This window comes from Cyanobacteria bacterium GSL.Bin1, assembly GCA_009909085.1.
Lineage (GTDB): Bacteria > Cyanobacteriota > Cyanobacteriia > Cyanobacteriales > Rubidibacteraceae > Halothece.
In genome coordinates, this window is record JAAANX010000184.1 from 21,195 (window position 1) to 32,315 (window position 11,121).

The following is an 11,121-nucleotide window of genomic DNA, read 5'->3' on the forward strand; positions in this document are numbered from 1 at the left end:
GTTAATTAAGATCAATGTAACGAATATGGCAGAAAACTCAACGAACACTCCTGAAATGAAATATGGGGAACGAGCAATTGCGGAAGGAGAGTTGATTACGTTTCCCAATCCTCGTCCTGGACGACGCTATAAGGTTGACGTTAGTCTTCCTGAGTTTACCTGTAAGTGTCCTTTCTCTGGCTATCCTGATTTTGCCACGATTAATATTAGCTATATGCCAGACCAGTCAGTGGTTGAGTTGAAGGCGATTAAACTTTATATTAATAGCTATCGTGATCGCTACATTTCTCACGAAGAAGCAGTTAACCAAATTTTAGATGATTTTGTCGCAGCTTGTAATCCTTTGGAGGCGACAGTAACCGGTGATTTTTCGCCACGGGGCAATGTCCACACCGTTGTGGAAGTGCATCATCAGCAACCTCGGGTTTGACCGTTTACTGGTTTTGAGAGAGTGATTCGTTATAAAACGATTAACCTAGCTTGACGGCAGTCCCTGTAGCTGTAATCACTAACAAGGCGCCTTCTTCATCAATATTAATCGTTCCGGTATCGACTTTAATGCCAATGACGGCATCTGCACCCAATTTTTCCGCTCTTTCTGCCAGTTCGTCTACTGCTTTTCTCTGTCCTTTGGTAAAAAGTTTTTCATAACTTCCGGTACGTCCACCAAAAAAATCACGGAAGCCCGCAAAAAAGTCTCTTAAAGCGTTGCTACCATAAACTACTTCTGCCGTGACAACGTCTAAATATTCTTCAATTGTTTGTCCTTGGAGACTGTCTGTTGTTGTGGTTAACATGGTGAGTATCTTAATCTAACGTTAGCCTTAATTTTAGGATAAAGCGCGATCGCAGGCGCAACTCAATCAATAAGCCACTGACTGGATAGCAAAAAAGCAAGAAGTAGGGTGCAATTTTTTATACACCCCACTGACTCAAGTTATGAGTCTTGCAAGATTAACTGCTGACGATGGGCATGATTTAATTGCAATTCCATTCCGGTTACTTGTTCTAGCATATAGACAAAGTGTTCGGGGTTGAGGAGGGTTCCGTCATTACGACAACTTCCCAGATAACGCAGTTTTACCGTGTGTTCATTCAGTTGTTCAACGAAAGAGAAATCAAACGCGCGATCGCGCAGATTTAAAGTTTTCTTTTTCCCCGATTTTGTTGTCTTCTCCCACAAGATTTCCTCACAGTTAAACATTGCTTGTAAAGCGTCTTGCCATTGTGCTTCCGAAACTGGATTAGGGGCTTCTACGGTGACGAAATATTCCGCTTTTTCTAATAAGCTAGTTGCGGAATTTTTCAGGCTGACCGATTCTACCGACTCGATATGAATGCCAGTGGGAAGTTGTTCGGAAAGTTGTTTCTCAAATGCGTCTAAAGCATAGGTTTCTTTGAGATCAAAATCCACGATTTCGCCACTACTACTCATCCCTAAAGAAAGGGCATTCGCAATACTAATCCGAGGTCCGGGATGATAACCACCGGTGAAAGAAATAGGCAGTTTGGCCCGTCGCACAGCGCGATCAAACAGACGCACTAAATCTAAATGACTAACAAGGCGCATTTCCCCTTCCTTACTAAAGCGCACCCGAACCCGTTGTTCTCGGGTTTGATCCGGTTGAAAATGTCCTTCAAAGGTGGGGATTTCTGGCGGTTCAACCACAATATTATGACCAAAATCAATCCCGCAGACCCCACAATGGGAACAACCGGCATAGGAACAATCGGGAACCGTGGCTGCTTCTAAGGCGCGTTTTAAGTCCTCTTTCAGCCAGTTTTTATCAATTCCGGTATCCATATGATCCCAAGGCAGAGGCGCATCTAAGCGGTCATTTTGCGTCCCACTCGCCATGGTTTCCCAATCCCATTCGCCATTCTCCACTTGGCGATATTTCCAGTCTAAACCGGCATCGGCAATGGCAGTTTCCCAAGCATTGTAGGCTTTTTCTAAACTTTCCCACCAAGCATCCATACCAGCGCCGAGTTCCCAAGCGCGACGAACCACAGGAACCAAGCGGCGATCGCCGCGTCCGACAAAATCTTCCATCGCCGAGATGCGAACGTCGGTAAAGTTGACTTTCACCCCTTTCATCCGGCGAAACTCATCGCGGAGTAAATCTTGTTTCCGGATAAACTCAGAAGTTGAGACAGAATGCCACTGGAACGGCGTGTGCGGTTTCGGAGTAAAGTTGGAAATAGTGACATTAAAGTCGAGGCGTTTGCGTCCTTTCAGCCGACATTCTTGACGCAGCCAACGAATGGTTTCGGCAATACCAATGACATCGGCATCAGTTTCACCGGGTAAACCAATCATAAAGTAGAGTTTGACCTTATCCCAACCTTGTTCAAAGGCAGTTTTCACCCCGCGCAAGAGTTCTTCGTTGGTTAACCCTTTATTGATGACATCGCGCATCCGTTGTGTTCCCGCTTCTGGTGCGAACGTCAAACCACTTTTGCGGTTTCCACCGATGATGTTAGCAATGTTTTCATCAAAACGATCTACCCGTTGACTGGGAAGCGAGAGGGAAATATTTTCATCTTGGAGGCGGTTTTTCACTTCCATCCCCACTGCTGGGAGGGAAAGATAGTCAGAACAACTGAGAGATAGCAAGGAAAACTCATTGTAGCCCGTTTCGCGGATACCTTTCTCGATGGTTTCCACCACCTGTTCCGGTTCTACATCATGCGCCGGACGAGTCAGCATTCCCGGTTGACAGAAGCGACAGCCCCGAGTACAACCCCGTCTAATTTCGACACTGAGGCGATCATGAACGGTTTCTACATAAGGCACTAAACCAATGGAATAAGCCGGCATCGGTCGCGCCACCCGCCGGATAATTTTCTCTGGAACATCCTCGCGTGTGGGGTGTACCGTTCCATCTGGTTGCATTGCGTAGAACCGTGGCACATAAACGCCAGGAACTTGCGCTAAATCGAGGAGTAATTCGTTTTTACTCAGTCCTTCTTTTTTCCCTTCTTCAATAATCAGCCCCACTTCTGGGAGGAGTTCTTCGCCATCCCCAAGGGCAATAAAATCAAAAAAGTCCGCATAAGGTTCAGGGTTCGAGGTTGCCGTTTGTCCACCGGCGAAAATGAGGGGATAATCGCCCTTGTCTCGTTCTTGCCAGGTGAGGGGAATCCCAGCCAGATCGAGCATTTCAAGGATATTGGTTGCCCCCAGTTCATAACTGAGACTAAACCCTAAAATATCGAAGTCACTAACTGACCGACGATTTTCCAAGGCAAATAACGGCGTGTCGGTTTCCCGCAGTTTGGAAGCGAGATCCGGTGCTGGCAGATAAGCGCGATCGCACAGTTGTCGCGGTTGAGCATTGAGAATATTGTATAAAATCACATGACCCAAGTTGGATGCACCCACTTCGTAGATTTCAGGATAGGTCAACACCCAGCGCACGGTTGCGCTATCCCAAGGCTTGTGTTTTGTGCCTTGTTCATTCCCTAAATAGCGGGCGGGTCGATTAATCTCTGGGGTGATCAGTTGCTCAACTGCTGCTGTCATCGGTTCCCTTTTCTCCTTGTTACTCACTATTTCTCATGGTAGTTCACGATTCATGGAATCGATTGGGAGAGCGCGATCGTGAATAAAAACCGATTGATAGTGATGTCAGAGGTGAGAAGATGAAATATAATTACACAGGTAGTCAGCTTGAGGAGCAGTATTAATGGAACTGTTCAGCATCGGTCACTCTAATCATGAGATAGATGTGTTTATCTGTCTTCTAAAGCAGCATGGGATAACTGCTATTGCTGATGTCCGCTCCAACCCGTATAGTCGCTTTTTGAAACAGTTCAACAGAGAAAATTTACAACAAATCCTTGCTCAAGAGGGGATACACTATGTGTTTCTTGGAAAGGAACTAGGTGCAAGACCTAATAATCCAGAATGCTATGTTGATGGGAAAGCAGTCTATGAAAAAATTGCTAGAACTGAGGGGTTTTATAAAGGAATTCAAAGACTTTTGAAGGGTTTAGAGAAATATAGGATTTCTCTCATGTGTGCAGAAAAGGACCCTATAACTTGTCATAGGGCTATATTGGTCTGTCAACACTTACGTTGTTTTGACATATCTATTAACCACATTCTGAAAAATGGTGATTTACAGGATCATAAATCTTTAGAAGAAAAACTTCTTTTTAAGCATGGTTTCAAACAGTTTTCAGAAGCTCCTCAAGTTCAGCTTTCATTATTTCCTCAAAACACTTTACTATCTAGAGAAGAATGTTTGAAGGAAGCATATAAACTTCAAGGCGATGAAATTGCTTATGTAGAGAAAGAGACTAATAAGGATGATGACAAATCAAGTCAAGTTATTTACAATCGGTTTCACAAAGAAAAGCGCACAAAAGTTCTTTGAAACTCTTAAGGAATCAGGTGTTAAACGAGTTATTGATACTCGTTTAAATAATGTTTCTCAGTTAGCAGGATTTACCAAAAAAAAAGATTTAGAGTATTTCCTTAAAACTATTAATAATGTCGATTATGTTCATATTTTAGATCTAGCACCAACTAAAGATATTCTTGACGAGTATAAGAAACAGAAGGTGGACTGGTCAGTGTACGAACAAAAGTTTTTAAAGTTGATAGCTGAGCGTCAAATTGAAAAGAAACTTTCTCCTGATTTGACTGATGGTGCTTGTTTACTTTGCAGTGAAGCAAAGCCTCATTACTGTCATCGTCGATTAGTTGCGGAATACTTAAGCGATAAATGGGGAAATGTCAGCATATGTCATCTTTGAAAAGGATAGTTTGCCTAGCTAACTCTTGGAAGTTAGAGGAACGTTGCATAGCTGGGATTGATATTAACTCTGGGAGATGGGTTCGCCCTGTGTGTGATAGTTTATATCCTCAAGATGGTCGAGTTCCAAAATTCGTGCGAACTGTTGAAAGTAGAGAGCCAGAACTGCTCGATATTCTGCAAATTCCACTTGCTGAAACTGGATGTGATTTTAGCTTTGAATGTGAAAATCTATCAGTTATGTCTGGTAAATGGAAGATTGAAGGGAAATTACAGCCTGATCAACTCATTGCTTATTGTAGAGACTTTCCACATATACTTCATAATTCCTCAAAATATGTTAACCCCTCATACTTAAAAACCTTACCTTTTCATCAACGTCGTACTTTGCAATTAGTTCAAACAAGTAGTCTTTCTGTGACACAGAAAAATTCGGGGTGGAGGGGGTCTTTTAAAACTACTACAGGGCAAGTTTTGAGAGATGCAAAGATTACTGATCCTGTTTTTACCCAAAAGCTAGAAGCAGGGTATGAGCCGACAGGAAACTATATGGTGACGGTAAGCTTAGGTATGCCTTGGGCACCCAGCAATAATTGGGAAGGTGAAGCCCCATGTTGGAAGTTGATAGCAGGTGTGATTGAAATGCAAGAATAGTAAGATATCTAACACATCCTTGCACGAAAAATGGCAGAGAAGCAGCGATCGCGCTTCCCTAATTGTTGAGTCATTCAAGATCAGAAATATCATCCTTATAGCCATCTACCGAAAAACTCCACATTACTGATCATCTCTTCAGCAGATTTGATTGAAGCCAATCTTGATAACCCTCTCATCTGGTCGCCTATAGAGGGTTCTTGCTTGCCAAAAATAATTCCAGCGTGAGACTTTCCACTTCGTAACCAGTTGGAATGAATCCGATAAAAATCTCTGACATTAAACGTATAAATAACCCGTTGATGTTCCAACGCCCACACTAATTGTTGCTCATCTGATTGCGCCAGCATACCCACTTCAGAAGCCGAAAGCAAATCTGCACCACGATTCCTGAGTGCTTGCAAAATGCGCTTACTGGTAGCATCTTCATCCAAATAGAAACGAATAGCAGACACTAGGATAATCGAGAGGCTAATCTTTCGTACTCGGTTGCCTCTGTATCTAAATCTTGGTCTATGATTTGCTGATTGGCATAATAGTAAGCTAGTGCTGCGTGGACTTGAGCTAGGTTTAAATAAGGCTTATCTGCCACAATTTCATCAGCACTATTACCTTGCTTATAGAGGGTAACAATGCGCCGAACAGAGGTTCCAGTCCCCGCAATAATTGGGCGACCGCTTTGAATATTAGGGGAGGTAGTAATTAAGCTACCAATATTAACCAGAGCTTGAGACATATCTGAATACTTTTAAGTTAAGGCTTTGTTCCAATCGTAAAGCCAGTCCAGTGAAGTTAAACAACTTAACTATTATCCTCATAATACTTATTCTTTTAGCGCGATCTCAGAGCAGAGTTGTCGCGGTTGAGCATTGAGAATATTGTATAAAATCACATGACTCAAGTTGGATACACCCACCTCGTAGATTTCAGGATAGGTCAACACCCAGCGCACCGTTGCGCTATCCCAAGGTTTGTGTTTTGTGCCTTGTTCATTCCCTAAATAGCGGGCGGGTCGATTAATCTCTGGGGTGATCAGTTGCTCAACTGCTGCTATCATCGGTTCCCTTTTCTTCTTTTGACTCACTATTTCTCATGGTAGTCTAGCAGTTGAGGGCTGACCTAGATATTGAGAAGGAAAGATATCTCTGTGTGAAACGATTCATTTGTTTTTGTGAAACAACAAGAAAAACTCTTTCAATCATGCTTACTAGCACTTGACCAAGGAAATGAGGGCGGAAAGAATCTCCGAAATAATTGTCATTTCAATAGATTAGAAAATAATTATCTCTCAGAGCCAGTGTAGGGAAGTACTAGGAATTTTGATTATTTAACCTGTTCCATAACTGAGTAAATGATTCAGTACGTTGACGCGCAATAAGTTTTTTGTGCGAGGCAATCACTTTCTTAGCAAGAGTATTAAGCGTTTTAGGAGCTTTAAATGTTGCTTTAAAGTCAAATTTTTCTCCACCTTCTTCCTGAAATTCTGCATTAAGATCAATAATCAAATCTCCGAGAATCGTATGAATACATTCCCAAAGATTATATTTTTGAGTAGGATTTTGATAGAAATCTTCAGGTTTATTACAGAAAGCTTTTCCCACTTCATCGGTTGATAATACCTCGGAGAGTAAATAAAGAAGAAAGAATTTGGTGATCTGATAACCACTAAATAAGGCTGGCTCAATTTTCTTTAAATCTTTTTCTATTTCTTCATATAAATCAAATAGAACTACAATTCTTCCTCCAGTTACCTCTGGTCGAGCAAATATTTCTTGATGTGAATCATCAAAAATTTTGCTATATCTTTGAACAGATGAAGGTCGCTTTAGATCAAATGCTAGTAGAATTTGACCTGCAACAGTATTTTCGATTACTTTACGTTTTTCAGGACTATCTCCACGTTTGATTTCATAGAAGTATTCAGGATAATTTTGATTGATTTCATTTTGCAGTCTAACTTGAGTTTGTGTATTTGATCTAAAATCTCGTGCTTTTATACCATTTTGGTTATTACTATTATATGTAATTCTTGATATCAATTTCGATTTAGTAGAACTTACTTGAATAATCCGAGTTAATATTCTCAGATCCTTTGAAACTTGCTGTCTATTCTGATAGAGGCTCGATACAGTCTGGCAGCCATTAACTACTGAGTATCCCTGCACCTTAACCTTTCCTTCCTGAGATGTATCTAGCTTGTCACAAATAATAGTTATCCCGTTATGATAAAGCAGAAAATTACTATGCTCTAAAGGTTGAGATATGCTTTTAGAAATATCTTTATTAACCTTAGTCTTTCCCAGTCCCTTTCTTAAATTCAAATCAAAAATTTGCTGATTTTCAATCCCCTCCATTTTAACTAAATCAATAGCAGAAACAGGTGCAATTACAACTTTTGCAGTATTTCCAACCGTGTATTCAGAATAATCCAAGCCAAAAATGTCAAAGGAAATTTCTGAAGTTGCTGGAATTGCCTTTTCACTTGGCACATACATTTTAGAAATTAGTAGTTTATCCCACACTTCTAACTTGATGTCTACTTCTGAAGCTGTTTTTAAGAAACTATCAGCATTTGAATCTTTCTTGGCATTAGTCACAAAAATTCCACGAATTGAGTATTTTGCAGATATAAATAAATTTTTATTCTCTTTTAGTAAGTTTTTGAGTTGAGTATTGCCAGTTGATGAAATCATTGACTCTATTCCCTCACCTGTCTGTAACTGTTGCAAGCTACCTACAAACTCTTTGAGTTGCGCATCTCCTAGCGTCTTTACAGAATTTTGAACAATTTTTGATTGGAAAACATCTATGCACTCCTCATTTTCATTGACATATATACCATCGATGCCTTTATCTCCATGCCCATCGCAAACTATATTCTGAACCTCTAGAATATCCAGTCTATAAATATTAACTAAAAACCAAGTTAAGAACGAACTACCTTCTACCCGACCTGAGACTCTATAAGGTTGAATAATTTGAACAAGGTTTGTGTAATCTAAGTCAAGCATATATTAATGATTCCTCACTCATAAACTGTATATCACTATATTAGACAAACAATAACCTTCAGTGTTGGTTGTAAGGTAGTAGAGATAACAAGTTTCATAAACTGGAAGGAAAGCAACGATCGCGCTTATATTTTTGGATACACTGAAAGGAAAATTACAATTGCTAATTTACTGTGAGTGAAAGTGTTTACATCGAAACCAGCATCTTGGGACATCTCACTGCGAGACCAACTGATAACCTAGTCCTTGCTGCTAACATGAAAGTGACTCAAGACTGGTGGAATGAATACCGTCACTCATTTACACTTTATGCTTCAGAAATCGTTGCCGATGAAGCAGCAAAGGGTGATGCAACGATTGCAGCTAAGCGGTTAGAACTTCTACAACCCTTAATGTTTCTTCAACTGACACCAAGAGGCTTTTGAACTTTCCCAAGCATTTCTCAAGCAAAGTAATTTGCCTAAAAAAGCATTGATTGATTCTCTCCATATCGCATTAGCAACCATTTATGGTTTAGACTATTTGTTAACTTGGAATTGTAAGCATATGGCAAATGCGCAACTACAACGTAAACTATCTGAGGTTAGTTTGGAATTGGGGTATGTTTTACCTGTTATTTGCACTCCTTATGAACTGATTGGATATAACTCGGAGTTTTAAGCTATGTATCGCAACGAAATTCTTGAAGAAATTCATCAACACAGAAACGAATATGCTCAATCATTTCAATATGATTTAAGAGCAATCTTTAATGATTTAAAGAGAAAAGAGTTTGCTCACAAAGACAAACTGATCAAACTTCGCATCAAGCGTCAAGCTACTGCAAAAAAAGATTAATCGAGAGAAAATTCTTGAATTCTTAGAATAAGAAAGTGATGATCGCGAGCTTTGGGGAGGAAAGCGCGATCGCGTTTTGGAATAAACGGAAAGGAAAGTTAAGGCGTGATCGGGTATTTGGGAGAGAAGCAGTGATCGCGGTGTTTTGAGAGAATCTATGCCATGCCACACTTTACCTATAATGGATAACTGGGCTGACAGGGTTCGTCAGCAACAAATTTAGGGTGTTACCTTTCTTAGTGAGTAATTCAAGTTATTATGACAAGCGATACTAATCAAAATCAACGTCAAACTCAGCAGAAACAACCTACTGATCTCCCTTTTTGGCAACGAGCAACCCCCTCAGAACGAGCAAAAGAGTTTCAAGAGTGGGTGGAGCAACTGCCAAAAACCAACGTCAGTCTTCCCAATGAAGCCTTTGACCGTAGCCAGATTTACGACTAATGGCGAAGTATTTGCTAGACACAAATGTTGTTTTACGTTTTAGCAACCCATCCGATACTCAACATAACTTAGCCAGAGCAGCAGTTGCGACTCTACTGAAACAGTAAGATGAATGCTACCTAACAACCCAAGTATTGATTGAGTTTTGGGTTGTTGCAACCCGCCCAATCGAGGTTAATGGTTTAGGCTGGTCAATTGAAGAAACTCGTAATCTGATTGATCAGTTGGGTCAGCGTTTCCCCATTGCAGAAGAAACTGTGCAACTATTGCCAACATGGTTAAATTTGGTAACTGACCATCAGATTAGGGGGAAGCGAACTCATGATGCTCGTCTGGTTGCAATTATACTAACCTGCGATTTTGATTGCATCTTAACCCTTAATCCCAATGATTTCTCAGGAATCCCCGACATTACAGTTGTACATCCACAGCAAATTCTTGAATCCTCAGAATAAGAAAGTGAAACTCCCGAGTTGAAATAAGGTGACAAGAAAGTTAAGGCGTGATCGCAAGTTTTGGCGAGGGAGGAAAGCGCGATCGCGCCCTTATAAGTTTTGATACATTCAAAGAATGTTAGAAGTCTGTCAGACGGAACAATATGCTCGATGGTTTAACCGTTTGCGCGATTAGCAGGCACAAGCACGCATCAATATTCGGATTCGTCGCCTATCAATGGGAAATCTTGGAGATGTGAAACCTGTTGGAGAATGAGTTTCAGAACTGCGTATTAATTATGGACCAGGTTATCGAGTGTATTTTGTGCAACGTGGGAATACAGTAGTTGTTCTGCTTGCAGGTGGAACTAAACGTACACAAGCTAAGGATATTAAGATAGCAATCAAACTAGCAAGAAACCTATAGGAGAGAACGATGACCAAAACTCAAACTTTCCCTTGGGATGCAGCAGAGTACCTAGAAACCAGAGAAGATATGGCTGCATACCTTGAAGCTGCTCTCGAAGAGGGTGACTCCGCTTTAGTTATTGCTGCTTTAAAGGATATTGCTCGTTCTCAAGGAATAACCCATCTGACTAAGGAAACAGGTCTTGATTATGAAAGCCTTCATCAAGCCTTATCCAGTGAAGAGAATCCAGAATTTGGTACTGTTCTGAAAGTGATACAAGCACTTGGACTAAAGTTACAAGCGACCCCGATGTAAGTTAAGAATCAAAGCGCGATGGCTAAGCCGGTTCCCGCAGAGAACATCACGAGTTTTGAGGAATTGATAGAAAGTCTGAGCGCGATTGCAGGTTTTGGGGAAGAAGGCGCGATCGCAGCCTTTAGTTTGTTTGCTTAAGGGATGACAAGGAACATGTGAGGCAGGTATGGTATGCTTTTAAGCCGACCCCTGTTCCGAAAAAAAGGTTGCTTGAGTGAGCAACCCCATCAAAAATATGCTTCCTCCACTGTACC

General features: G+C 41.0%; 11 protein-coding genes and 4 pseudogenes. 9 read left to right on the plus strand and 6 right to left on the minus strand.

All coding sequences use genetic code 11. The annotated features are described in order from the left end of the window. The first annotated feature begins 25 nt into the window (after positions 1–25). Complete coding sequence (queF, locus tag GVY04_20955) at positions 26–430, plus strand: NADPH-dependent 7-cyano-7-deazaguanine reductase QueF (GenBank protein NBD18506.1); 405 nt, start codon at positions 26–28, stop codon at positions 428–430. Positions 431–470: 40 nt separating this feature from the next. Here the strand turns inward: queF and GVY04_20960 are convergent, their stop codons facing one another. Both GVY04_20960 and GVY04_20965 read right to left on the minus strand, forming a co-directional pair. Beyond that, complete coding sequence (locus GVY04_20960) at positions 471–797, minus strand: heavy metal-binding domain-containing protein (protein ID NBD18507.1); 327 nt, start codon at positions 795–797, stop codon at positions 471–473. 140 nt (positions 798–937) lie between these two features. Then, complete coding sequence (locus GVY04_20965; protein NBD18508.1) at positions 938–3,526, minus strand: TIGR03960 family B12-binding radical SAM protein; 2,589 nt, start codon at positions 3,524–3,526, stop codon at positions 938–940. Between the two features lie 163 nt (positions 3,527–3,689). Here GVY04_20965 and GVY04_20970 point away from each other — a divergent pair, with 163 nt between their 5' ends. The 3 genes from GVY04_20970 to GVY04_20980 are packed head-to-tail and all read left to right on the plus strand — an operon-like array spanning position 3,690 to position 5,417. Continuing rightward, positions 3,690–4,382, plus strand: coding sequence for a DUF488 family protein (locus GVY04_20970; protein NBD18509.1), 693 nt, complete (start codon positions 3,690–3,692; stop codon positions 4,380–4,382). Further along, entirely contained in the window at positions 4,318–4,764 is a 447-nt protein-coding gene (locus GVY04_20975; GenBank protein ID NBD18510.1) for a DUF488 family protein, read from the plus strand. The genes GVY04_20970 and GVY04_20975 overlap by 65 nt, the downstream gene beginning before the upstream one ends. After that, positions 4,734–5,417, plus strand: coding sequence for a hypothetical protein (locus GVY04_20980; GenBank protein NBD18511.1), 684 nt, complete (start codon positions 4,734–4,736; stop codon positions 5,415–5,417). The genes GVY04_20975 and GVY04_20980 overlap by 31 nt, the downstream gene beginning before the upstream one ends. 95 nt (positions 5,418–5,512) lie before the next feature. Here the strand turns inward: GVY04_20980 and GVY04_20985 are convergent, their stop codons facing one another. From GVY04_20985 to GVY04_21000, 4 genes and pseudogenes are all read right to left on the minus strand, one after another. After that, a complete protein-coding gene (locus GVY04_20985) occupies positions 5,513–5,872 on the minus strand; it encodes a hypothetical protein (protein ID NBD18512.1) in 360 nt (119 codons plus the stop codon). Further along, positions 5,872–6,153 carry a DUF433 domain-containing protein gene (locus tag GVY04_20990; GenBank protein NBD18513.1) on the minus strand — a complete coding sequence of 94 codons (282 nt, stop codon included), beginning with the start codon at positions 6,151–6,153 and terminating at the stop codon, positions 5,872–5,874. Before GVY04_20990 ends, GVY04_20985 begins: the two co-directional genes overlap by 1 nt. Before the next feature lie 111 nt (positions 6,154–6,264). After that, positions 6,265–6,474, minus strand: a pseudogene (locus GVY04_20995) (hypothetical protein). A 253-nt stretch (positions 6,475–6,727) separates the two neighbouring features. Continuing rightward, positions 6,728–8,428, minus strand: coding sequence for an abortive phage infection protein (locus GVY04_21000; protein NBD18514.1), 1,701 nt, complete (start codon positions 8,426–8,428; stop codon positions 6,728–6,730). Between the two features lie 173 nt (positions 8,429–8,601). On the opposite strand from GVY04_21000, the pseudogene GVY04_21005 reads away from it, so the two are divergent. The 5 genes and pseudogenes from GVY04_21005 to GVY04_21025 all read left to right on the plus strand — a co-directional run bounded on the left by GVY04_21005 (position 8,602) and on the right by GVY04_21025 (position 10,867). Continuing rightward, a pseudogene (locus GVY04_21005) lies at positions 8,602–9,088 on the plus strand (hypothetical protein). 435 nt (positions 9,089–9,523) lie between these two features. Continuing rightward, positions 9,524–9,709, plus strand: a complete 186-nt coding sequence (locus GVY04_21010) for a hypothetical protein (protein ID NBD18515.1) — start codon at positions 9,524–9,526, stop codon at positions 9,707–9,709. Then, positions 9,709–10,164: pseudogene (locus tag GVY04_21015) on the plus strand (PIN domain-containing protein). Before GVY04_21010 ends, GVY04_21015 begins: the two are co-directional and overlap by 1 nt. 115 nt (positions 10,165–10,279) lie before the next feature. Next, positions 10,280–10,570: pseudogene (locus GVY04_21020) on the plus strand (type II toxin-antitoxin system RelE/ParE family toxin). Positions 10,571–10,579: 9 nt separating this feature from the next. Beyond that, positions 10,580–10,867, plus strand: coding sequence for a putative addiction module antidote protein (locus GVY04_21025; protein NBD18516.1), 288 nt, complete (start codon positions 10,580–10,582; stop codon positions 10,865–10,867). Positions 10,868–11,121 lie beyond the last annotated feature (254 nt).